The 24,710-nt window shown below is 42.3% G+C and carries 25 protein-coding genes; 7 read left to right on the forward strand and 18 right to left on the reverse strand.

Features of this window, described 5'->3' with window-relative positions; genetic code table 11:
- Positions 1-61: 61 nt before the first annotated feature.
- From DFP82_RS07630 to DFP82_RS07650, 5 genes are all read right to left on the reverse strand, one after another.
- Positions 62-316 carry a heavy-metal-associated domain-containing protein gene (locus DFP82_RS07630; protein ID WP_110923146.1) on the reverse strand — a complete coding sequence of 85 codons (255 nt, stop codon included), beginning with the start codon at positions 314-316 and terminating at the stop codon, positions 62-64.
- Positions 317-355: 39 nt separating this feature from the next.
- A complete protein-coding gene (kdsA, locus tag DFP82_RS07635; protein ID WP_110923147.1) occupies positions 356-1,231 on the reverse strand; it encodes a 3-deoxy-8-phosphooctulonate synthase in 876 nt (291 codons plus the stop codon).
- A gap of 339 nt (positions 1,232-1,570) precedes the next feature.
- A complete protein-coding gene (locus tag DFP82_RS07640) occupies positions 1,571-3,205 on the reverse strand; it encodes a CTP synthase (RefSeq protein ID WP_110923148.1) in 1,635 nt (544 codons plus the stop codon).
- 193 nt (positions 3,206-3,398) lie between these two features.
- Positions 3,399-4,451 (reverse strand): porin, encoded by a 1,053-nt coding sequence (locus DFP82_RS07645; protein WP_110923149.1) that lies wholly within the window; start codon positions 4,449-4,451, stop codon positions 3,399-3,401.
- A 630-nt stretch (positions 4,452-5,081) separates the two neighbouring features.
- Positions 5,082-7,280, reverse strand: a complete 2,199-nt coding sequence (locus tag DFP82_RS07650) for a malate synthase G (RefSeq protein WP_110923150.1) — start codon at positions 7,278-7,280, stop codon at positions 5,082-5,084.
- A gap of 647 nt (positions 7,281-7,927) precedes the next feature.
- On the opposite strand from DFP82_RS07650, the gene DFP82_RS07660 reads away from it, so the two are divergent.
- Entirely contained in the window at positions 7,928-8,653 is a 726-nt protein-coding gene (locus DFP82_RS07660) for a MiaE family protein (protein ID WP_245905673.1), read from the forward strand.
- 162 nt (positions 8,654-8,815) lie between these two features.
- Here DFP82_RS07660 and DFP82_RS07665 read toward each other — a convergent pair whose 3' ends face one another.
- The 6 genes from DFP82_RS07665 to mtgA form a co-directional block, all read right to left on the reverse strand.
- A complete protein-coding gene (locus DFP82_RS07665) occupies positions 8,816-9,016 on the reverse strand; it encodes a hypothetical protein (protein ID WP_110923153.1) in 201 nt (66 codons plus the stop codon).
- 65 nt (positions 9,017-9,081) lie between these two features.
- Positions 9,082-9,381 (reverse strand): hypothetical protein, encoded by a 300-nt coding sequence (locus DFP82_RS07670; protein ID WP_245905674.1) that lies wholly within the window; start codon positions 9,379-9,381, stop codon positions 9,082-9,084.
- A 96-nt stretch (positions 9,382-9,477) separates the two neighbouring features.
- Complete coding sequence (locus DFP82_RS07675) at positions 9,478-9,729, reverse strand: hypothetical protein (protein WP_110923154.1); 252 nt, start codon at positions 9,727-9,729, stop codon at positions 9,478-9,480.
- Between the two features lie 56 nt (positions 9,730-9,785).
- Entirely contained in the window at positions 9,786-9,956 is a 171-nt protein-coding gene (locus DFP82_RS14705; protein WP_181416273.1) for a hypothetical protein, read from the reverse strand.
- A 275-nt stretch (positions 9,957-10,231) separates the two neighbouring features.
- Positions 10,232-12,406, reverse strand: a complete 2,175-nt coding sequence (gene ppk1, locus DFP82_RS07680; RefSeq protein ID WP_425450600.1) for a polyphosphate kinase 1 — start codon at positions 12,404-12,406, stop codon at positions 10,232-10,234.
- 103 nt (positions 12,407-12,509) lie between these two features.
- Positions 12,510-13,187, reverse strand: coding sequence for a monofunctional biosynthetic peptidoglycan transglycosylase (gene mtgA / locus DFP82_RS07685; protein ID WP_110923155.1), 678 nt, complete (start codon positions 13,185-13,187; stop codon positions 12,510-12,512).
- Positions 13,188-13,394: 207 nt separating this feature from the next.
- Here mtgA and DFP82_RS07690 point away from each other — a divergent pair, with 207 nt between their 5' ends.
- From DFP82_RS07690 to DFP82_RS07705, 4 genes are all read left to right on the forward strand, one after another.
- Entirely contained in the window at positions 13,395-13,703 is a 309-nt protein-coding gene (locus tag DFP82_RS07690) for a glutaredoxin family protein (RefSeq protein ID WP_110923156.1), read from the forward strand.
- Positions 13,704-13,741: 38 nt separating this feature from the next.
- The gene (locus tag DFP82_RS07695; protein ID WP_110923157.1) at positions 13,742-14,941 is read left to right on the forward strand and encodes an alpha-hydroxy acid oxidase; all 1,200 of its coding nucleotides are present in this window, start codon (positions 13,742-13,744) and stop codon (positions 14,939-14,941) included.
- A gap of 136 nt (positions 14,942-15,077) precedes the next feature.
- On the forward strand, positions 15,078-16,058 hold the full coding sequence (locus tag DFP82_RS07700; RefSeq protein WP_110923158.1) for a rhomboid family intramembrane serine protease: 981 nt from the start codon (positions 15,078-15,080) through the stop codon (positions 16,056-16,058).
- 114 nt (positions 16,059-16,172) lie between these two features.
- Entirely contained in the window at positions 16,173-16,985 is an 813-nt protein-coding gene (locus DFP82_RS07705) for a MipA/OmpV family protein (RefSeq protein ID WP_110923159.1), read from the forward strand.
- 103 nt (positions 16,986-17,088) lie between these two features.
- Here the strand turns inward: DFP82_RS07705 and DFP82_RS07710 are convergent, their stop codons facing one another.
- From DFP82_RS07710 to fumC, 4 genes are all read right to left on the reverse strand, one after another.
- A complete protein-coding gene (locus DFP82_RS07710) occupies positions 17,089-17,526 on the reverse strand; it encodes a hypothetical protein (protein WP_110923160.1) in 438 nt (145 codons plus the stop codon).
- A 203-nt stretch (positions 17,527-17,729) separates the two neighbouring features.
- Entirely contained in the window at positions 17,730-18,098 is a 369-nt protein-coding gene (locus DFP82_RS07715; protein WP_245905675.1) for a hypothetical protein, read from the reverse strand.
- A gap of 268 nt (positions 18,099-18,366) precedes the next feature.
- Positions 18,367-18,894: a peroxiredoxin gene (locus DFP82_RS07720; protein ID WP_110923162.1), complete on the reverse strand. Its 528-nt coding sequence runs from the start codon at positions 18,892-18,894 to the stop codon at positions 18,367-18,369.
- Between the two features lie 162 nt (positions 18,895-19,056).
- Positions 19,057-20,460, reverse strand: a complete 1,404-nt coding sequence (gene fumC, locus DFP82_RS07725) for a class II fumarate hydratase (RefSeq protein ID WP_010196317.1) — start codon at positions 20,458-20,460, stop codon at positions 19,057-19,059.
- A 198-nt stretch (positions 20,461-20,658) separates the two neighbouring features.
- Here fumC and DFP82_RS07730 point away from each other — a divergent pair, with 198 nt between their 5' ends.
- On the forward strand, positions 20,659-21,309 hold the full coding sequence (locus tag DFP82_RS07730; RefSeq protein WP_110923163.1) for a 5-formyltetrahydrofolate cyclo-ligase: 651 nt from the start codon (positions 20,659-20,661) through the stop codon (positions 21,307-21,309).
- Positions 21,309-21,551, forward strand: a complete 243-nt coding sequence (locus DFP82_RS07735) for a hypothetical protein (RefSeq protein ID WP_110923164.1) — start codon at positions 21,309-21,311, stop codon at positions 21,549-21,551. Before DFP82_RS07730 ends, DFP82_RS07735 begins: the two co-directional genes overlap by 1 nt.
- A gap of 96 nt (positions 21,552-21,647) precedes the next feature.
- Here the strand turns inward: DFP82_RS07735 and blaCARB are convergent, their stop codons facing one another.
- The 3 genes from blaCARB to DFP82_RS07750 form a co-directional block, all read right to left on the reverse strand.
- Complete coding sequence (gene blaCARB / locus DFP82_RS07740; RefSeq protein ID WP_110923165.1) at positions 21,648-22,544, reverse strand: CARB/PSE/RTG family carbenicillin-hydrolyzing class A beta-lactamase; 897 nt, start codon at positions 22,542-22,544, stop codon at positions 21,648-21,650.
- 247 nt (positions 22,545-22,791) lie between these two features.
- Positions 22,792-23,223: a hypothetical protein gene (locus DFP82_RS07745; RefSeq protein WP_110923166.1), complete on the reverse strand. Its 432-nt coding sequence runs from the start codon at positions 23,221-23,223 to the stop codon at positions 22,792-22,794.
- 101 nt (positions 23,224-23,324) lie between these two features.
- Positions 23,325-24,686, reverse strand: coding sequence for a Na+/H+ antiporter family protein (locus tag DFP82_RS07750; protein ID WP_110923167.1), 1,362 nt, complete (start codon positions 24,684-24,686; stop codon positions 23,325-23,327).
- Positions 24,687-24,710 lie beyond the last annotated feature (24 nt).

Genomic DNA, 24,710 nt, shown 5'->3' on the forward strand with positions numbered 1-24,710 from the left:
ATCTTATCTGAGGATCATTCGAGCTGAGGATCATTCGAGGAATAATACCCGGTATCAAAGACTAATCATTATGATGTGGGTTTTGTGGTGCATCGATAGGAAACGGCTGAGTAACATAATCAACCATACTGATTGCCGCCGTCAGAGCATGGATACTCGTATCGGTATCTTCATAACGCACGGTGGCAACGTGGCGAGTGGTATCTAAATCGATAGCTGTTACGCCAGTGATGTTCTTCAATGCCGTCATCACGCTATCTAGTCCTGCCGCGTCATTAATGTTTTCAATACTGACTTGCGCCATTTGCATAGACATTATACTACCCTCCTATTCTTATTCTATTAGCGATTACTGCTAATGAGTGTCTAGGGTTTCAAAACCTTTGACCAAATCATCAATCTGCTTAAGCTGACGTAAAAACGGCTCTAACTGGCTCATACGTAGCGCACAAGGACCGTCACATTTGGCTGTTTCTGGACTTGGGTGTGCTTCTAAAAACAATCCTGCCAACCCTGCTGCCATACCCGAACGTGCAAGCGTCGTAATTTGCTCGCGACGACCACCAGCACTATCACTACGCCCGCCTGGCTGTTGCAAGCTATGTGTCACATCAAAGAATACGGGAATATCCATTTGCTTCATCGTATCAAAACCAAGCATATCGACGACCAAGTTGTTATAACCAAAAGCACTGCCGCGCTCACACAATATCAGTTTGTCATTGCCACCTTCTAGGCATTTATTGACGATATGGCGCATCTCATGGGGTGCTAAAAACTGGGCTTTTTTAATATTGATAATGGCATCTGTTTTCGCCATCGCATGGACCAAATCAGTCTGACGTGACAAAAATGCAGGCAACTGGATGATATCAGCTACTTCAGCGACAGGTGCTGCTTGATGAGGCTCATGAACGTCAGTAATGATGGGTACTTGAAACTTCTCTTTGATTTGGCCAAGCCAGTCGATGCCTTTCGCCAGCCCTGGACCTCGATAAGAGTGCAGGCTTGAACGGTTGGCCTTATCAAAACTGGCCTTGAAGACATAATCGATGCCCAAACGTTGGCATATCTCAATATATTGCTCAACAATCTCAAATGCTAACTCTTTAGATTCCAAGACATTCATACCGCCGAACAATACAAACGGCTGATCGTTACCAATATTAATAGTATTATTGTTAGGCGTATTAAGCTGAATATGTGATTGTGCTTTTAGTAAATTATCCATTAAACAACTATCCTCTTTATTGTTATCAGTGGTTCTATCGCATATTGTAACCGATAGCCCAATTAATAAAAGTATCCAAGCGTAATCATACCATTCCTAAAAATCAGAATAGTTAGGGAAATGAGTTCAACTACCACATTTTTTAGACTAATCACTTTTCACCTGGTTAATGATATTTTTTGGGTTTGGTGTGATCTGCAATCGATAGTCATATTAGAGGTATCAGCCATAGCCATATTTTCTTATTCTAAAATACAGGCTCAAAAAAAAGACCGATTCGAAAATCAGTCTTTTTTATATATGTAAATATGTCAGGCGTTGATAACGACTTGGTTTGAACTATCTGGCTTCGTTATAGTTTTTCGCCGCTTTTACAAAGCTGTTAAACAGTGGATGACCACCGCGTGGCGAGCTAGTAAATTCAGGATGAAACTGTACAGCAACGAACCATGGATGCTCAGAAATCTCAACTGACTCAACCAAATGCTGCTTGGCTGAATAACCAGATATGCTCATACCCGCTTGCTCTAGTGGCTCGATATAACGGTTATTCATCTCATAACGATGACGATGACGTTCCGTAATATTGCTCGCGCCATAAATTTGGCTTAATTTGCTGCCAGCAACTAATTCGGCTTGCTGTGCACCTAGACGCATAGTGCCACCAAGATCTGAATCATCACTACGAATCTGTAGCTCACCGCGCTCATCTAGCCACTCAGTGATGAGACCGATGATCGGCTCAGCAGTCTTGCGATCAAACTCAGAAGAGTTAGCATCAATATTAAGCACATTACGAGCATACTCAATCACTGCCAACTGCATACCGAGGCAGATACCTAGATAAGGTACGCTGTTTTCACGTGCATAAGTAATGGCTTTCATTTTGCCATTAGTACCACGCTCTCCAAAACCGCCTGGTACTAAGATAGCATCAGCGTTATTTAGCTGCGCGAATAAACTATCATCACTCTCCAAACGCTCGGCATCGATATAATCAATCTTTACGTCTGCTTTATGTGTGATACCAGCATGGAGCAATGCTTCATTGATAGACTTATACGCATCAGGCAGTTCGACATACTTGCCAACCATCGCTACGGTCACAGTCGTCTCAGGATTAAGCTGCGCTTCAACAACTTTATCCCAATCGCTCAAATCTGCTTCAGGTACATCAATACCGAAACGCTCACAAATCAAGTCATCAAGGTCTTGCTCATGCAAAGTACGCGGTATTTGATAAATACTTTGGGCGTCTTCACACATAATGACTGCACGCTCTTCCACATTAGTGAATAGCGCAATCTTACGGCGATTGTCTTGTGAGATATGATGTTCAGAACGGCAAATCAATATGTCAGGCTGCAAACCAATAGAACGCAGTTCTTTTACAGAATGTTGGGTAGGCTTGGTTTTGGTTTCACCAGCACTAGCAATATACGGTACTAGCGTTAGATGCATCAGCATGGCTCTATTACGGCCAAGCTCTACTTGCATTTGGCGTACGGCTTCCATGAAAGGCAGTGACTCGATGTCACCGACTGTACCACCAATCTCGATGATAGCGATGTCATAGCCTTCACCACTGGCCAGGATTTTACTCTTGATTTCATCAGTGATGTGCGGGATAACCTGCACTGTACCGCCGAGATACTCACCACGACGCTCTTTGTTTAAAACGTTTTGGTAGATACGACCACTGGTGAAGTTATTGCTTTTACTCATCTTTGAATGACGTAAAAAGCGCTCGTAGTAGCCCAAATCTAAATCTGTCTCTGCGCCATCTTCAGTAACGAAAACTTCGCCATGTTGGAATGGGCTCATCGTACCTGGATCGACATTGATGTACGGATCCATCTTGGTCATCGTGACTGTCACGCCACGTGCTTCTAAGATAGCGGCAAGAGATGCTGCGGTGATACCTTTTCCTAGTGAGGACACTACCCCACCGGTCACAAATATAAACTTGGTCATAGTACTCTTTCGGTAATTGGTAAAGAAGGATTTTACTAAAAATACACCACAAAATATAGGGCAAAAATGCAAACTGTCAGAAACTCTTCTGTTTTTTTGTTGGTAATCAACATTTTTCTGCAATTTAAATGCTACACAACAAAAAACTCACCCCGAAGGATGAGTTTTTTATAATCAGATTCTAATGCTTAGATTAGAATTTATATTCTAGACCACCACCAATTGCGAGTAGATCATAATCACTGCCACCAAGGTCAGCTGAGTTTTGACCGGCCCAAACATGAGCAATCATGTTAGGTTTGTAATTGTATTCACCACCGACAACGATCTGATCAGAATCAGCATCACTGAAACCGAGTAAGTTGTCAGTATTGTTATACTGAATATAAACAGCTGCTGGCTTAGCAAAGTTGTTTAGACCCATCTTAGCACTAACGACTAGACCTTTTTCTTTCTCACTACCTCTAGCACCCATTTTGTCACTGTCATCGAAATCAGCAACTTGGTACATCGCGCCCACAGTTACAGGAGCTGCCATATACTTGCTTAGATCAACAGCAGCAGTAGCACGGAGCAAATCACCATCTAGGTTGACATCGTTGTCATAAGCAGCACCAAATGTAATACCAGTACCGGCATCATACATTGCAGAAGCAGCAAAACCTGCATCAGCATCGACAGTAGAGTCATCTAGTGACTCATTTGCCTTATACATAAGTGCAACATCTAATGGTAAGTTGTTGTATTTAGGCGCCATCCAAACAACCGAGTTATCACGGCGACCACTATCAGTCATGTTATAACCGTTCTCGTTTTCATTAAGCTGATTCGAGCCTAAGTTATCCCAAAAACCACTACCAGAAGTTACAACATTATTTACATAGTCAACAACTGATGTGTTGCGACCAAAGCGGAGTTCACCGTAGCTATCATTTTTGAAACCTAGGAAAGTATCACGGCTTTTAAATGCGATATTATTATCATCACCTTCATTACCATCAATATTGATACCTACTTCATATTGATAGATCACATCAGTATTAGCAGTGATCGCTTCAGAACCTTTGAAACCTAGGCGTGACGAGTATGAGTTGATTTGCACTGAATCTTCATTTTTATTGCTCCATTCATCATCTATATCGACATAGTCCATACCAACGAATGCTTTACCATAAATAGTTGGAGCTGCGTTGGCTGCAGAAACAGATAGGGCAGCAACTGCTGTAGCTAAAAGTAGTTTTTTCATGGGGTATCTCCACTTTACAATTTTAGTAATAAGCTAGCTATTATTAGCTGGTGCTCATAATGGTATCGTCACAAATCCTCAAAGATATAATGTGTAACTGGCTACCGAGATTAGTCAGAAACAAGTGTGGCGAATTTCTATTACAGTAAGATGAAAAAAACATGATTTACATGACTGGGATCTAAAGCGTAACTGCCATGTAACCTTTCGTCTTTATCACTCCATTGCGTAACATCCGTTACCAAACTCATACTTCGAGTACAAGCATATCAACTTTGACATAATTTGCAACACATTTCTTTGGTTTTTCGATACATTCATTATCGAGTAAAAAGCACTTGGTTTTATTTGAGCAATCACTAAAAAACTTCTATTGACTCAATGAGATAGTGAAAACATTGATTAATATAAGTACTAAGAAATTAAAACTGTTGTAATGAATGTAGTGTAATAACCAAAAATAAAGCGATACTTGCTTACACAAGTATCGCTCATAAAAATGATTAACCTCAGTTACAAAGCTAAATTGCAGGGAGAAACATAGTGATTCAGTTATGAAACCAAATCACTAAAAAAGCCACTAATATTAGCCTTTAAAACAAACTAATCTACCTAGTGCTAATTACAGAATTAGGTGTTTGCTTTTAGATCAAGACGTGCCTGATGCAACAATGGTTCAGTGTAGCCACTAGGCTGCTCACGTCCTTTAAACACTAAATCACAGGCTGCCTTAAACGCATAAGAGTTTTCGAAGTCACTGGCCATTGGTTGATAATCGCTGTCACCTACATTTTGCTCATCAACGACTTTTGCCATACGCTTCATTGTCTCAAGCACTTGCTCCTCAGTGATCACATTATGATGCAGCCAGTTAGCGATATGTTGACTGGAAATACGTAGCGTTGCACGATCTTCCATAAGACCAACATCATCGATATCAGGTACTTTAGAGCAACCAACGCCTTGGTTTACCCAGCGTACGACGTAACCTAAGATACCCTGCGCATTGTTCTCTAATTCTTGTTGCTTTTCTTCTTTAGACCAGTTGGTGTCTTTCGCTAATGGAATGGTCAAGATATCGTCCAAGCTTGCACGCTCACGTGATTTTAGGCTGTCTTGTACTTCTGTCACATTTACTTGATGATAGTGCATGCTATGCAAGGTTGCCCCTGTTGGTGACGGTACCCATGCCGTACTAGCACCAGACTTAGGATGCGCGGCCTTGGTGTCCATCATCTCTTTCATTTCATCAGGCTTCGCCCACATGCCTTTACCAATCTGAGCAACACCCTGTAGACCTGTCTCAAGGCCAACATCTACGTTCCACTGCTCATAGGCTGGCTGCCATGCTTGTGACTTCATCTCACCTTTTGGTACAAATGGGCCTGCATTCATACTGGTATGCATCTCATCACCTGTACGGTCGAGGAAACCAGTATTGATAAAAATCACACGCTCTTTGGCTTGGCGAATGGCTTCTTTTAAGTTAACCGTCATGCGACGTTCTTCATCCATAATGCCGATTTTAAGGCTGTTACGCTCAAGCCCTAGCAAGTCTTCTGAAGCGTTAAACAAGTCATTGGCCATTTTGACTTCTTCAGGGCCATGCATTTTTGGCTTAACGATATACATTGAGCCTTTGCGTGAATTCGATAGTGGGTTTTTACCTTTTAAATCATTCAAAGACAATAGCGGCGTGATTAAGCCATCCATCAATCCTTCGAAGATTTGTTCTTGACCATTACCCAAATCTACTAAGATTGCTGGGTTTTGCATCAAGTGACCGACGTTACGAATGAGTAGCAACGAACGACCTGGTAGGATAAGTTTGCCACCATCTGGCGTGGTGTATTCGCGGTCTGGGTTTTGTTTACGAGTACGCGTTTTGCCACCTTTTTCAAAGGTTTCTTGCAAGTCCGCATTCATCAAACCAAGCCAGTTGCGATAGACTTCAACTTTTTCTTCAGCGTCAACCGCAGCGACTGAATCTTCACAATCCTGAATGGCTGTAATCGCTGACTCAAGTAAGACGTCTTTGATATTTGCAGGATCATCTTTACCGACTGGATGATTGGCATCGATTTGGATTTCGGCATGCAGATTGTTGTTCTTTAATAAAATACCTGTTGGTGCCTCTGCATCACCCACAAAACCGACAAATTTTTCAGGGTCTTTTAGCGAAGTGCTGCTATCACCTTGAACAATTGAAAGCCTGCCATCAACCACTGCAAAGCCTGTTGCATCATTGTATGATCCTGATGCTAGCGCAAAATGTTCATCTAAGAATGCTTTTGCATAAGCGACGACGGCAGCACCGCGAGTCGGGTTGTAACCGCCTGTTGCTTCTTGACCATTATCATCACTGATGACATCGGTACCATATAAGGCATCATACAAACTACCCCAACGTGCATTGGTTGCGTTCAGTGCATAGCGAGCATTGCGCACTGGTACCACTAGCTGTGGCCCTGCGATATGAGCAATCTCATCATCAACGTTTTGCGTGCTAACTTTAAAGTCATCACCTTCTGGTAATAGATACCCAATCTCTTGTAAAAATGCTTTATACGTAGGGTAATCGATTTCGCCGTCTTTGGCTGGGTTGTCTAAATGCCACTGATCAATCTGTGCTTGAATTTTGTCACGAGTCTCAAGCAGTGCCTTGTTGCGCGGGGTAAACTCTTTGATGACTTTTTCGAAACCTGACCAATAACTGTCTGAGTCAACACCGACTTTCGGTAGCACTTCGTTTTCAATAAAGTCATACAATTGCTGGTCGATGGCAAGGATGCCTTTTTGAATACGATTGGCGTTAGAAGACTGGCTCATGTTGTTATCCTTATCTGTTCGTGAGAGTGTAAATACGAAGTTGCTACCGCAATGATTGGACATTGTCGGTCTTAGACATCTATTCCAAGTTCAGATGCAGTATGAATCGAACCTGTTGTTCTATCATATAAGTTTGTCATGAATAGCGCTTTAAACATTTGTGCTATGCTACTAGCATACATTTTTTGCTGCATTGAAGCACGCTTGCTAATAACATTATAGAAAACGATACAGGTCATAAATACAGCCATTTATTTCAAACGGCCTATACCTGTGTATCAATAGCTTTATGTCGTATTGGCATGAGTTATAATACTCATTACCCATCACCAAGCGATGACTGATATATCAATAGTAAGAAAGATTCTGCTTTAGCAAAATCTTATCCTACTATCAAATAAAGAAATAAACAAGAAAACCCCATTCACTAAGTAAATGTTGGGGGTTTTATAATGATGATGACCTATAAGCTGTCGAGCCTAAAGTCTATTCTCAGTGCTTTTACATGCACAGACAATTAGACCCAGATAAACAGTAAGTAATCATTACTGTATCGACTTATAGTTATTAGTTATCTATCTCATTTTTATGTTTAGTCAATACCTATCAAATACTCAACCGTGACAGAGACTATGAACGAAGAAAATATGAAACCTATTAACAGCAGTGATAACGCCTTAAACGATGGACTTATGAACGACAGCGATATCGTAAAAGACAGCATAGAAAAAGACAGCGTTGATATCACTCAACTACGTACGCCCATCAAAGTAGACCTATCTCCTATTTATAATTTCTTGGGTGCTCGAACCACACAGGCTTGGGTCGATGCGGCGATTAATAACTTGCCATTGATCATTCAGGATCATGCCAATTGCGAAAAAAAAGCAGCGGGTACCGCCATGAATCTCATATTCCGCTATGAGTTTTCCTATGATTTGCAGTGTAAGCTGGCGCAGTTGATACGTGAAGAGATGCTACATTACGAACAAGTACTAGGCATCATGAATGATCGTGGTCTGGAGTGGAAATACCTCAGTGCTGGACGCTATGCTAAAGGCATGTTGAAACACAAGCGCACTTACGAGCCAGCAGCGATGGTTGATGTGCTAATCATTGGGGCATTCATTGAAGCACGCTCTTGCGAACGATTTGCGTCGTTGGCTGAGGTTATCAATGATGAGCGCTTGGCAAAGTACTATCGCTACTTACTCAAGTCAGAAAGTCGTCATTTTGAAGATTACTTGGCCTTAGCTCAATCACTATCTGAAGACAATATCGATGAAAGAGTGTCTTTCTTCAAAGAAGTGGAATCAGAGTTGATATCCAGTCCAGATGCTGAATTGCGCTTTCATAGCGGTACACCTGCTTAGATATCACTAGCAATCGTTTAGACAAATAAAAAAGGTACTACTAGAGTTCAAGATATTTAGCTTGAACTCTAGTAGTACCTTTTCTGATTAGATCTGTCTATTGATGTTTTTGCTTATGACATTCTTTGTAGAATCCAGAACCAAAACCATCACAATAAATCACTATTTATCGTCTTTCATTAATGGACTGTCATACTGTTTATGGTTTTTGGCAATATTATGTGGGTCGTGATCGGCCGTGGCTCTTTCTGCAGCAGCAGGATTGGCTTTCTGTAAGGCATCATCAGCGACAATGCCATTTTTATCATCTGCATCTTTTAATTTATGACTCTCATTCACTGCCTTATCATCTGGCATATTCATAATGACACCTCACTCTCATCGCTATTATTGTTGTCTGATCTAAGATACAAATGACTAAGCAAGTACTATTTATCCTTTTCATCAGGATTCAACACACGTGATTGCGCGTTGTCAACGCTTGCATAACGGTTTAAATTGTTAATACCTTCACTTTTAGAAGGCTCGCTGCCAACTGTATGCTCATTAATACCGTCATCAAAAGCATTGCCCTCTTGGTCACGGCGATCAGGCTGACGGGCAGGATTATCGTTGTCATTTACGTGTTCTGAACGAACAACCCCTTCTTCAAACGTGTCCGTTCCTTTGTTCTCAGTGATATTCTTTTCTATCTGGCCATCTGATAATGCTGATTTTTTATTTTCCATGGTCATATCCTTATTATTTTTATTCGTCTCTTTCTAACGGCTATGTCGCCTGCTATTGAAGGCCGCTTATCGGTTTCATCCGACATCAGCCAATCTTTACTCGTTACCTTTTTGGCTCAAGTCGTGGACATTTAAGTCCGCAACATTTTTGCCACCCGCTGGTAAGTCTTCTTCTTTGCGTGGATCAGCGTAGATTTCATCTGTTTCTTGTGAGTCTTGCTGTGGACCATCAATGTCCGGCTTATGTTTACGGCCTTCGTAACTGTCCTGCGCATTATTTGGATGTGATGCTGCCGAATCATTGACTACTACTTTTTCTTCATTGTTTGACTGACTATCAATTGTCATAGCATGTCTCTCTCGTTGATATGTTAAACATTAAATCAAATCATTTGTTACCATAACTATTTATCAGTGCGTAGTTCATCTTCAATGAAAGAGGTTTTCTCTTCTTCACTCAATGATTCAGGCGCATCTACTTTTTTATCACTCTTGAGATTTTGTGCAATTTGTTTGCTGTCAGCGTTTTCTGCTGCTTGTTTGATATCTGAGCTGTCGTTGTTTGTCGTACTCATAATGCTTTCCCTATTTTTATAATTCATTGGTTTTACTTGTTTTTTATATAGCTGCCTATCTAGCAGGACTGATATTGATTATAAGTAGAACGTTGTGCACCTCACCAGTGTACTGCCGTATCAATATGTGAATAAATGTGAGGTTACAAGACAGTTTGTAACTTATATCAATCCTTTTCCCAAATAAAAACCAAGCGCCAGTACTGACCAGCGCTTGGTTTTGTTAACTCGTTTAAAACTATTTACAACATCAAAAATATATCTACAAGAGTGCGCTAGACTGAATCTCCTACCCCATTGATAACCTTTAATAGGTGTTCTTGGGCAATATACGGTGTTTCACCCGCTACTGGTTGCAGATGTGTCCACACACCATTGCCATCCAGCGTCCAAGCTTGAGTATTGTCTTTTAGGTAACTGAGCAATCCATCTTGATAGACTTGCTTAAACAGTTTTTTGTCTTCAATGGGAAATGCCACTTCTACGCGATGGAATAGATTGCGATCCATCCAGTCAGCACTGCCGCAATATAGACGCTCATCACCATTATTATAAAAATAATAAACACGCGTGTGTTCTAAAAACCGGCCAATCACAGAGCGTACGGTAATATTTTCAGACAGACCTTTTACCTGTGGACGTAGGCAACATATAGAACGCAAAATCAGCTCGATTTTGACGCCTACTTGCGAGGCATCGTATAATTTGGCAATCAGTCGACGCTCAGTTAGGGCGTTAACTTTCACGATAATGTGAGCCTGCTTACCTGCTTTTGCATGTGCAATTTCATCATCGATAAAGCGTATCAATTTATCATGTAGCGTAAATGGGGCATGCAGTAGCTTTTTGAGATTGGCTGGTTTGCCCATCCCTGTCAGCTCTTGGAATATTTTATGGACGTCTTCTGAGATGTCAGGATCTGCGCTAAACAAACCATAGTCGGTATAAACTTTTGCGTTGGCTGCATGATAGTTACCTGTACCCAAATGCACATAACGGTGGATACGGTCATCCTCACGGCGAACGATGAGCATGAGCTTGGCATGGGTCTTATAACCGACGATACCATAGACCACGACTGCGCCCGCTTCTTGCAGATAATTAGCAACGGCAATATTAGAGGCCTCATCGAAACGCGCACGCAGCTCGATAACAGCGGTGACTTCTTTACCATTACGAGCAGCAGCGGCAAGTGCTTTGACGATTTCTGAATTGGTGCCTGAACGATATAGCGTTTGCTTAATTGCTAGCACTTTTGGATCGCTGGCTGCTTGCCACAATAAATTGATAATTGGCGAAAACGCATGAAAAGGGTGATGTACGAGCACATCCTTTTTGCGCATAGCGGCAAACATACTGGTCGCTTTGTCCAGTTTGTCCATCTCACGGCGGAATTCTTTTGGTATCACATGGGTGAACGGCTCATAGCGCAGCGCTGGAATATTAAAATCAAACAGCAACCGTGTTAAGTTAACCGGACCATTGACACGGTATAGCTGATTGTCATGCAGCTCAAACTCATTGAGTAGATAGTCACTGATATGCGTCGGACAATCCATGGTGACTTCTAAGCGAACCTTGTCACCAAAGCGGCGGTTTTCTAACTCACCCTCTAGCGCTTTGGCAATATCTTCGACATCATCAGCCAGATCTAAATCGGCATTACGGGTCAGCCGGAACTGATGACACCCTGTCACATTCATACCAGGGAATAGCTCACCGATATGCTCATGAATGATGGCAGATAGCATGACGTGATGCTCTTTGCCACCTGTCAATTCATCAGGTAGACGAATCACACGTGGCAGACTGCGCGGCGCTGGCACAATCGCAAGATTGATATCACGACCAAATGCATCTTTGCCTTCTAAGGTAGCGATGAAGTTCAAGCTTTTATTGACCAAACGCGGGAACGGATGCGCAGGATCAATACTAATCGGCGTCAACACTGGCGATACTTGCTCAGTGAAATAGCGCTTCATCCAAGCCGACTGCTCAGCATTCAACTCATCGCGTTTTAGATAACGGATGTCTTCCTTAGCAAGCGCTGGCAAGACATCTTCGTTCAGAATACGATACTGCTCATCGATAGCATCATGCATGACCGTGGATATCTCATTCAACACCTCACTAGGGCGCATACCGTGGACACTGGTCGAGACATCACCGATATTAAGCTTTTGCATCAGGCCTGCGACCCGAATCTCAAAAAACTCATCGATGTTTGATGAGAAGATAATCAAGAAAAACAGGCGCTCAAGTAGCGGATGGCGAGGACTGGCCGCCTGCGCTAGCACACGTAAATGAAACTGCAATAAAGACAGGTCACGATTGATATAGCTGCTCGGTGAATAGCTGCCGTCTTCTGAGCGCTGCCATGCCACTGTAGTCAAATTCTCATGGTTGCCCTCTGTATGAGCTTTATGGTCAACAGCCACAACGTCATTCACATTACTATCACTACTTTGCTCTTTATTCACATCTAACACGTCATTAGTCCTTTTACTGTATCGATACGCCATCATCTGTTATAGGTTCATTAAACTAGGGTGACTATGGCAACACTGCGTTTTTCATACGCTTTTTAACGATGCTCTGTTTGTTACGTAATCGTCTATCGCCCTGATTGTCTTCGTAATATTTTGGGTTGGTCAACATAGAAATAAGCAAAGCTGACTCATCACGGTTGAGGTTTGCAGCCGACTTATCAAAATAATGATGCGCCGCCGCGTCGATACCATAAATACCATTGCCAAACTCTGCCACATTGAGATACGCAGCCAAGATACGCTGCTTGTCCCATAGCGTCTCAATCATCACGGTAATTATGGCTTCTTCGCCTTTACGCGCGTACGATCGATGTGAGGTCAAAAATAAGTTTTTTGCGAGCTGCTGAGTAATCGTTGAGCCGCCAGCAGACGCCTTACCTGTCTCTTCGTTTTTCTTACGTGCGGCTTTAATACCTTTAAAGTCAAAACCACTATGTTGGCTGAATGTCGAATCCTCACTCACTATCGCCGCTTGTTTGGCAGATTTTGCAATGGCATCATAATCGGCCCACGTCTGCGTGACCGTTCCACCCGTTAGGCGATGCGACAACATAAACATGCTGTTATTAATCGGCTGCGTTTTCCAAATTAACAGCAGTCCAGCGACTAGCACGTGAAATGCCACGACTAACAGTATCAATACCAATAATAGTCGTTTGAGAAATTTGCCAAAACTTGCCATGCGCGATATCCAAATGTTAAAAAAGGTAATAAGATGAAGTAATAAGTCAGTAATGAAAAGCAGCAGGTCATCTTACCTAATCTCACAATCGCTGTCATTATTTACCCTACTTCTTTATCATGTCATAACGGTGAAATAGGGTGTTAATTTTTTATTAAAATTCTAAGACAAGCTTTTTGCGACAAGTATCAAAACAAGAGAACAACTATGTACGATGATAATAATATAAAAGAGCTACGAGCACGGATCATTGAAAAATCCCCTAGCCTTAATGCCTATCAGGATAAATGGTGGTTGCTAGGCACGTCTGGCTGTCATCTATGTGATATCGCCGCGCAACTGCTGACACAGTTTCAAGCAGTACAGCCCGTTACCTATCACGATGTCGATATCGCTGATTTTGATGAATCTCTGATGATGGAATTTGCCACCACGATTCCTGTTATCTTGACACCGTCAAAGCGATTAAATTATCCGTTTTCGGTACTGGACTTACAGCAACTGCTCAGTCAATAATATTAAAACAGTCATAAAAACCAGATAGTGGGAACGCCATGAAAGATCTAAAGCCTATTTTAAAAAAGATTACTGAAATCGAAGACTTGCGCCGAATCGCCGAACGCAAAGTACCACGTATGTTTTATGATTATGTCGATTCAGGCTCATGGACTGAAACCACCTATCGCAGTAATGAAACTGACTTTGACCGTATCAAGTTGCGTCAACGGGTCTTGGTCGATATGGACAACCGCAGCCTGGCCACACAAATGATTGGCGAGTCCGTCAAGATGCCAGTCGCCATCGCTCCGACAGGGTTTACCGGTATGATGTGGGCGGATGGCGAAATTAAAGCTGCTCAGGCGGCTGAAAAATTCGGTGTGCCCTTCTCACTCTCGACCATGAGCATCTGCTCTATCGAGGATGTCGCTGAAAACACCAGTGCGCCATTTTGGTTTCAGCTGTACGTCATGCGTGATCAGGGTTTTATGGCCAATCTGATTCAACGGGCAAAAGATGCCAATTGCTCGGCACTGATATTAACTGCCGACTTGCAAGTCATGGGACAACGCCATAAAGACATAAAAAATGGCTTATCTGCACCGCCAAAACCCACGCTCGCCAATATCATTAACCTAATGACCAAGCCGCAATGGTGCATGAACATGCTGGGCACCAAACGCCACAATTTTGGTAATATCGTTGGTCATGCAAAAGGCGTTGAGGATCTGTCCTCATTAAGCTCATGGACCGCAGAGCAGTTTGATCCGCGGCTGAGCTGGGACGATGTCGCCCGTATCAAAGATGCATGGGGTGGCAAGCTGATTATAAAAGGAATCATGGAACCTGAAGATGCCATCATGGCAGCACGTAGTGGCGCTGATGCACTGGTCGTCTCCAATCACGGTGGTCGTCAATTGGATGGTGCACTCTCTTCTATCTCTGCGCTTTCTGATATCGTGCAAGCTGTCCATGCTGAAAACAGTGATATCGAAGTCTGGTTAGACAGTGGTATTCGCTCTGGTCAAGATGTATTAAAGGCTATATCGCTGGGCGCAAAAGGCACGATGATTGGCCGAGCATTCTTATACGGGCTTGGCGCTTATGGTGAAGATGGCGTACGCCGCGCACTTGAGCTCATCTATAACGAATGTGATATTAGTATGGCGTTCTGTGGTCATACCGATATCAATAACGTCACAGATGATATCTTGGTAAAAGGTACTTATGAAAACCTCAAAATTCCTAATTATTAGAAACACCATCTTTATCACTAGAGCTGTCAGTCATTCACTTGCCAAGCTTTAAAACGCGCTGGCAGGTTGATGCATAACATTATCTGACCATACCCTTTATACTCTACTCATAACCTTTCATTAATAGTTAGCTTTTATGACCATTCAACAATTATTCAAAACAGCGCCCGTCACCACATTATTGTTAGTCAGCTTTATTGGCCTATTCATTATGCAGGTGCTGACAGGCGTCGATGCCAACAATCCATCGACGGAGGCCTTGCTCAAATGGGGCGCGAATGCGTTGCCTTACACCATGCAAGAACAACCATGGCGGCTGGTGAGCAGTGCATTTTTGCATATTGGTTTGATGCATTTGTTGTTTAATGGCTTTGCTATGTATTTCTTTGGACAAGTTGCCGAGCCGATGTTTGGCTCAGCCAAGTTTTTGGCATTGTTTTTATTGTCCGCAATCGGTGGTAACTTACTCAATAGTTATGTGACATGGCAGAGTCTTTTGGATGGTACGGGACAGCCTGGCCTGTCGGCTGGTGCCTCTGGTGGTATTATGGGTATTGGTGCAGCATTGTTAATCGCTGCCCTGTTTAAAATATCAGTAAATGGCATGGTACTTAACCTCAAAAGCTTGATATTTATCATGGGCATTAACTTGGTTTATGGTTTTGCTGTACCGGGTATAGATAACGCGGGTCATATCGGTGGTGCTATTACCGGACTAATCATCGCACTGGCTTTCGCGATTGCTTACCGTCAGCGTTTGGCTGTCGCGCTACAAAATGCAGCTGTCTATCAAAACCAAAATCTACACAGCTATCAAACGACCTACATCTATCAACCGCCTAGCGTTGATAGTTACTCAACTCATCAGGCTACTGATTTAGATATAACCGATTCACGTAGCGATGATGCTTATACTCAAAGTAATACTGGAACGGATGCAGGGTCAGATATCAACACTGTTCATGCCAACAGCATCCCACCAAAAACACCTATCAAACCCTCGTTTATCTGGCAGTTATTGCCATGGCTAGCGATGTTATTGATCAGTATTGGCTTTGTCTGGTGGTGGCAAGATATTCACTATCAGATACTACAAGTATTAAAAGCTATTGAGTAAACGTCCATACTTATCTATCATGGCTCAACGGCTTCTTAGTTTGGTTTTCCCTACTCGCTTATTGCTATCTAACTGTTTTACCTTATGACGACCACTCCTTTACGAGATTCTCTTATGTTTACACTTGCAGCGCTACCTCATATCTCTACGCGTACTATGTTCAATGCGTTAACTACTACTGCGCTACTCAGTGTGGCTAGCCTGTCTAACGCTGCGATTTTTAATGACAACTTACCGACTGACAAAGATGCCGTACTCAGCGTTGGCGTCAACGTCATGGCGGTCAAATCAGCTTATGATCTGGAAGATGATACCGAGGTAAATGTGTTACCAGGTGCATTTTATGACAATAACAGATTTTATATACGCGGCGCGCAAGCGGGTGTCTACGCGATCAATGATGGTGTCAATCAGTTGTCTGCCTATGCCAAACTCGCTGGTTCTGAATTTGATCCTGATGATGCCAATGGTGCGCTTCAAGGTCTTGACGAACGCAAATCATCAGCAGAAGCAGGTCTGAGCTATCAGCGTCGTACATCTGTTGGCGGCATCCGTGCTCAGATAGGGACTGATGTGTTAGATCGTAGTGGCGGTAACACGGCTCGCTTAACGTATCTTGCTAGAATCACTAAAGGCAAGCTGACGGTCTATCCAAGCATTGGCTTTGAATATCATGATGCTGATTACAATGAATACTACTACGGCGTCAGTGATGAAGAATCAGCAGAAACAGGCGTTGACGCTTATAAATCTAATTCGAGTGTGAACCCATATATTAATATTAGTGCCAACTATGACTTCAATGATCGTTGGGCAGGATTTGCCAATCAAAGCGTGAGCTATGTCCCAAATGAGCAATACGATAGTCCAATGGTCGACTCACGTACTGAAGCAGCGACGACGCTTGGTTTGCTTTATAAGTTCTAAGTGAGATTAGATTTTTGATTTGATGTGAAAAAGCTGAGCATTTTGCTCGGCTTTTTTTGGTTTAAGTCGAGCTGTTATAAATTCAAACGCTCTGCTGGCTTTTTTATCGTACTTTATTTAAGTTTCGCTCTAAATAGAAGCGCCAAACCGTACTTATGAATAATAATATGTATGAGCCAATCCAACACCCGAATCCCCAAACTTTCAGTTCGATTTCTGAATCATGAATTCCTTTATCGCCTGTTGCTACTATGGTTGTGATAAAAAAAGTAGATAACCCAAGCATAAAAGTAAAAGCGGCAAGGTTAATCGGGTTTTTATGGCGAAACGTCAGGTATATAGCTAGCAAAAAAGTGAGGTTACTATAAGCTTGGAATACTAAACCGACCCAACCAAATAGAATACCCATTACTAAAGTCTCATAACCAAAATAGGTTTCACCATCGTAATGTAGCGCAGGTAAACATAGAGATAGTAGCCACACGTACAGAGCTATTTTAGACAGTGTTGGAGGGTTGGGACAAGTATGATCAAGGCTCATGAGTTATCCTTACCTATTCTACTGGAGCAATGGTTGTTTGATCTAATAGCTCCTAATATACCTATCTAACACTCCTTACTTTGCGTAAAAGCTATGTTTTTGTCGCATCCTCTTCATCAAAATTCATAAGCATAAAAAAACCTTGTCGCGTAATGTGGCAAGGTCTTTTTTTTAATACTCTATTTTTAACAATCGTCATAGTATCAGTCCTTGATGGTATTGGAGGGACTCATAGTGTTGCCAAAATTACCTAAATAATTGTAGATAAAAATCTTACGTCCTATTAATAAAGGAATCTCTATATATTCTATAGGATGGCACTTGTTCTTTTCAGTCTCTAAAAAACTGTCGAAAGCCTTGTAATCTTTACCTTTCCAGTTTTTATTACGAGGAAAGCTACTCGCAAAAATATGAATATCTTTACCTTTATAGCCATCTATAGATACAGTCAAAATCTTCATATTTATTTTTTTATCAATAAATGTATTTTCATAATACATACATCCTTGTTTGAAATTACTTGAATCTTCGGCTAACTTATCAGTTATCATATTAAAGCCCCAAATTTTCATAAACAAACCCAGATAAATTAAAAAAAATATTATATAAATTCCAAATTGTTGAGTCTTGGTGAATTGCTTTATATAGTCACGCAGATTTACTATCATTTTATATTCGCTTAAAAATAAAGGGGTCTAATATAGCTCTAACTGCTATAGCATCCTACTGGTTTGGATGAATAAAAAAACCTAGCCAAATCAGAAAGCAAAAAAAAGACCTTGCCACATTCTAATATAAGAAGTGACAAGGTCTTTTTTATTTCTAACTTCTCAACGGAATCTAAGCATTACTTTTTAAATACGCTAACATAGTGTCTGCATCTGATACTTCAAATGGGTCTATTGGACAGTTGTCGCCAAAATCGGCTTCCTTAAACACTTTCTTAACTTCTTTATTGTCGACAACCATCGAATAACGCCATGAGCGCATACCAAAGCCAACATTACTCTTATCAACAAGCATGCCCATTTTACGAGTGAACTCACCATTACCATCAGGAAGTAAGAAAACGTTTTCACGGTTTTGCTTTAGACCCCATTGGTACATGACGAACGCATCATTGACAGAAATGCAAACTACTTCATCTATGCCTAATGCCTTAAACTCATTATAAAGTGCTTCGTAACGAGGGAGATGGCTGGTCGAACAAGTTGGCGTAAAGGCGCCTGGTAGAGAAAACACAACCACTTTTTTATTGGCAAATAACTCATCTGTGGTTAGGTCATACCATGTGAACGGGTTGTCTCCTCCAATAGAGTCATCACGAACACGAGTTTTAAAAGTCATATCAGGTACATGGGTAATCATTGTTTACTCCGAGTTAGGTTATTGTCTTTTTTATTTATAAATTCTCAGTGTCACAAATATGACGCTGCTACCAGAAAGACAAGTGCAAATGGTACTTAGCGTACATTAAGCAAGTCTGACGCCGTAGCAGGTCACTACTTGATCTACTGCTTGGTCTACTGCTTACTTAGGATTGACCATATCAGCAGGAATAACCCACTCATCAAACTGCGCTTCAGTTAGCAGCTCTAACTCAACCGCAACTTGCTTTAAGGTTTTGTTTTCTTTATAAGCAGTTTTAGCGATTTTCGCAGCATTTTCATAACCAACATGACGGTTCAATGCAGTCACTAGCATCAATGAGTTGTGCAAGAAGTCATCAATTTTGTCTTTTACTGGCTCGATACCAACGGCACAGTTTTCGTTGAAGCTGTTGCAGCCATCACCCAATAGTTTGATAGATTGCAACAAGTTAAACGCGATCACTGGCTTATAGACGTTTAGCTCAAAGTTACCTGATGCACCAGCCATGCTGATCGTCACATCGTTACCCATGACTTGAGCGACAACCATCGTCAATGCTTCTGACTGAGTTGGGTTCACTTTACCCGGCATGATAGAAGAGCCTGGCTCGTTCTCAGGAATCGTCAATTCGCCCAGACCACAACGAGGACCAGATGCCAACCAACGTACATCGTTAGCGATTTTGTTTAAGCTGGCTGCTAGCGTTTTCAATGCGCCTGATGCAAATACTTCAGCATCACGAGCTGCTAGTGCTTCAAATTTGTTAGGTGAGGTGACAAATGGCAAGCCAGTCAAAGTCGCTAACTGCTCAGCAGCGGTTACGGCATAATCAGGATGCGCGTTTAGACCAGTACCAACCGCAGTACCGCCTAGTGGTAATTCATATAGACCTTGTAGCGCGTTATCAATACGTACCAATGAGTGATCCAGTTGGCTAACATAGCCGCTGAACTCTTGGCCTAGCGTTAATGGAGTAGCGTCTTGTAAATGCGTACGACCGATTTTTACGATGCTATCAAATTCTTTGGCTTTAGCAGCTAGCGTATCACGCAGTGCTTTTACCGCTGGAATCAATAAGCTATTGATTTGACGAGCAGCAGCCACACGAATCGCTGTTGGGAAGCTATCGTTGGTAGACTGTGCATGATTTACATGGTCATTTGGATGAATTGGCGTGTAGCTGCCGCGCTCAGAACCAGCGATTTCGTTGGCACGGTTGGCTAGTACTTCATTCATGTTCATGTTTGACTGTGTGCCAGAACCTGTCTGCCATACGACCAATGGGAACTGATCCGTTAGACCACCGTTGATGATTTCGTCAGCGGCTTGTACGATTAGGTCGCGCTTGTCAGCGTCGATACGCTCTAGGCTAGCGTTGGTGATTGCAGCGGCTTTTTTGACCAATGCCATTGCTTCAATCATCGGACGTGGCAAAGTCTCGCCACCGATTTTGAAGTTTTCGCGGCTACGCTGAGTTTGCGCACCCCAATAAGCGTCAGCTGGGACTTCCACGTTGCCCATGGTATCTTTTTCGGTACGAGTTGCCTGATTCTGTGTCGACATAACTACCCTCTTTGATGGTTTGTTGTTGTGTGGCTGAGCCATAAAAAATGCAACACCTGCTGCACTTAAAGGAAAATACGATATAAAGTGGCGTTATGATAGCATGACTACGACCCGTTGAATATTGACAAATAGCCATTGCTAACGTCTAAAAACAGCTGTCATCATCAAACTCATAAACTAGTGGATAGTATAGATATGCATCCTGAACCAAAAAACGTAGCGTCAAAGGAATCAGCCGTTAGCAACCCACCCAGACGACACTTTACTCGCCATCGCCGTCAATTAACTGAAAGTGCGCGTAGAAATTTAGGGCAAGCAGCGAGTCTGCATCTGCCGAAGTTACAACAGCGATTGCCAACGAATGCGCGCATTGGCTTATATTACGATGGCTTTGGCGAGCTACCCACTCAGCCACTGCTAGACTGGTGTCAACGCTTAGGCTATTTTCCTTACTTACCAGTCGTTGGCTCGCTTGGTCGTGCCAGCAATGGCAGCGATGATAAACATTTACGCTTCGTACCTGTTTATCATTCAAAGCTACTTAACATACCGACACGTATCCATCGGTTAGGTATGAAGCAAAACCATCATCGTCGGCTACTTTGGGCGCGAGAATTGGACGTCATTATCTGTCCATTAGTGGCAGTCGATTTACACGGCAACCGTATGGGCATGGGCGGCGGATTCTATGATACGACGCTTGGTAACAGCTATCGGTCGGGTGCTAAAAAGCCATTAAAAATTGGCTGGTGTTATGACTTTCAGGTAGTTGAACAATTACAGCGACAACCGTGGGATGTGCCATTAGATGGCTTAATTACGCCAAGCGGCATAAGGTGGTTTTGATGAAAGACGATAAGCAAACGATGGACGCTAACTCTAGCGCTGAACATGTAGATGAGTATTTGCAAACGTTAGGCAATGAGGACGCTAGAGAGCTACGTTACTACAGTCAAGAACAGCCTTTTAGCTCTGAGGAGATGACACGGCTAATAAATGAAGATCGTCTCAATAAACTGCTAGCCCAAAGCGATGAGTTTTTGAGTAGCTTAAGCGGTGAGTTGAGAGATTTTGATGAAGATTTTTAAAAATTACATTGATTGAGTAATAAAGAAAAACGAAAAAAAGGCGGGCATAGAAAATATTATAGATAGTAATTACATTCGCCTTTTGTTATTACTAGATTATTTAAGAGGATGCTCTACTAACACTGTTTTTGCTATTTCTGTCCCGATTTTTGCAATCATAGCGTCTCTATCTTCAAACGAGGCATCAGTCTCTGTAATGTATAGAGCCGCGATAACAGGTTTGCGACCGGGAGGCCACATGACCGCCGTAATCGCACGTGATCCATAACCGCCAGCCCCTGTCCTGTCTGCTACGATCCAATCACTAGGAACGCCTTTACGAAAAAGCGCATCACCAACTTCATTACCTTTGAGCCAAGATTGCAGTTGTTGACGAGACTCTGTAGACAATGTATCTCCAAGCATTAATTTCTCAAGTGTCGTGATCATTGCCATTGGTGTGGTGGTATCTCTTTTATCTTTCGGTATTGCCTCATTCAGTTCGGTTTCCCAGCGGTCAAGTCGTGTTGTATCATCCCCAATAGAACGCAAAAACTGAGTGAGATATTTAGGTCCACCGATGGCTTGCAGAATAAAGTTAGCCGCTGAGTTATCACTGGTTGATAGTGTTGCCTGACACAACTCGCCAAGAGACATGCCTTTTTTGCCGACATGTTTTTCTGTCACAGGAGAATAGGTGACAAGGTTGCTTTTCGAGAACCTAACGACTCTATCGATTTTTTCTTGACCTACATCAACATTATGTAGCACGTTGGCACAAGCAAGGGTTTTAAAGGTACTACTTAAAGGAAAGCGTTCATCCGATCTGTATTCCCAGCGTTGTTCAGTCTCTAAATCATGCACAGCTAGACCGATTCGAGCACCCAATTCATTTTCAGCACTTTTGACAGCGTCAACCAATGAATCTTCGGCATTAGCATGTAATGGTAAAGTGAGACAAAAAACAGTAATGAGTGTGCTAAAAATCTTAGTTTTGCGTTGTAGTAAATACATGATGAATAGAGTTCCTTTTGGGCTAATGATTTGGCAACTGTGATTAACGAGAAATACTTAAACGAGCTATTGGCACATTAGCGCAAAGCGATGAGTTTTTGAATGGTTTAAACAGTGAGATAAAAGATTTTGATGAAGATGGTCTCTGATTTGAGTAGGGTGCACCAATAACTATCATCAATTTATTTTTGGTTCACTATACTTTAATTACACTCAAAATGAGATACTGACATTGTCAATATTCATGTTATACCCCTACAAATTCAAGAGTTGTGTTGTCTCTAGTCATACATTCAAGTAAAAAAACATCTGCATTTTCGACAATGTCAAATAACTGGTTAACGACTTCCTTTTTATCTTTATCGGTTGGTTCATTAATATTACCTCTAAAGTCTAATTCAAGATGATAGTAGCCAACCCCTACACCTACGATAAATTTGTCATTTAAAAACGCGAAACGATGATAAGGGTCAGGACGACCATAAGCAATCGCATAAAAGATGGCGTCATCGGTATGATATATGTAGCGTGATTTTTCAAAGGTTTCGGGTGGCGTAATGTTTTCTAAGTACTTCTCGAGGAAAATGAATAAATATCTTACTTTTTTCTCATTCAGATGCTTTCTGTCATTAATTATATTTTTCAGCTGAGTTGCACTCATGTGTTCTTTAACTTTCATAAATCCATCCTTTTTTATGCACTATTTTCTATTCCCACCTTAAAACAAAAAAGCCATCTATACGATAGCTTTTTATAGAATTGCGTTTTAGCTAAAGCAACCTACAATACCATCGCCGCAATCCAACCAAACGCCAGTAGCGGAATGTTGTAATGCAAGAATGTCGGTATCACGCTGTCTTTGATATGGTCATGCTGACCGTCGATATTTAGACCAGAGGTTGGCCCTAATGTCGAGTCTGACGCAGGCGAACCCGCATCACCCAGCGCGCCAGCCGTACCGATAATCGCTACAGTAGCCAATGGCGAAAACCCTAACGAGATACACAGCGGCACATAAATCGCGGCCAAAATAGGAATGGTCGAGAATGACGAACCGATACCCATGGTCACAATGAGACCAACCAATAGCATAATAAATGCAGCAATCGCTTTATTACCCGCAAACAATGACGCCGCACCATCGACCAATGGCTGAATCTGCTCAGTTACTTTCATGACTTCCGCAAACCCTTGCGCAGTAATCATAATAAAGCCAATCATCGCCATCAGTTTGATACCGTCATTAAAGACCGAATCGGCTTCACGCCACTTGACCACGCCGGTAGCCATAAAGACACCGAAACCAAACATCGAACCTAGTAATAGCGAATCGGTATAAAGTTGTACGACAAAGGCAGTCACAATCGCTACCAGTGCAACCAGCGTCTTTAGCTTGCTTTGGGACTGTGCATCAGCCGCCGTTTTGCTCAATGCATCACCCTCTACGACCGCATCATGTGCCTCTTTATCTATCGCAACTTGTTGATACGCGCGTGGCTTACGGTAACTGATAAAGACAGCAATCAGCAAACCAATAAACATGCCTAAGGCTGGTATCGCCATCGCTTTAGTGACAGAGATGCCACTAACATCAATGCCCGCCTCGCCCACGTTTTTGAGCATGATTTGATTGAGATAGATATCACCAAAGCCATATGGAATAAACATATAGGTAGTGACCAGACCAAAGGTAATCAAACAAGCAATCAGACGTCTATCAATGTGCATGCGATTGAATGCGAGTAACAGTGGCGGTACTAACAGAGGAATGAAGGCGATATGAATAGGAATTAGGTTTTGGCTAAAGCAGCTCATGGTAATCAAGCCTGCAAACAGCATGTATTTAATCATGCCACTGGTGCCGCCCGCATCAATACGTTTGATGACGGATCCTGCCAGTGACTGTGGCAATCCTGAATGAGCAATTGCGACCGCAAACGCCCCAAGTAACGCATACGACAGTGCAATCTCTGCACCATTGCGGATGCCTTCTTGAAACGCTTCTAAAGTCTCAGTGATACCAAGACCCGCTATCAGTCCGCCAGCCAGCGCACCAATTAATAAACTGAGCACCACGTGCACTCGCGCAAGTGACAGCCCTAACATGATGATGACTGCCAGCAGTACCGCATTGATTGCCATGTGTTGCCTCGTATTGTATTTGCT

Origin of the sequence: Psychrobacter fozii (assembly GCF_003217155.1) — a bacterium.
Classification (GTDB): Bacteria; Pseudomonadota; Gammaproteobacteria; order Pseudomonadales; family Moraxellaceae; genus Psychrobacter; species Psychrobacter fozii.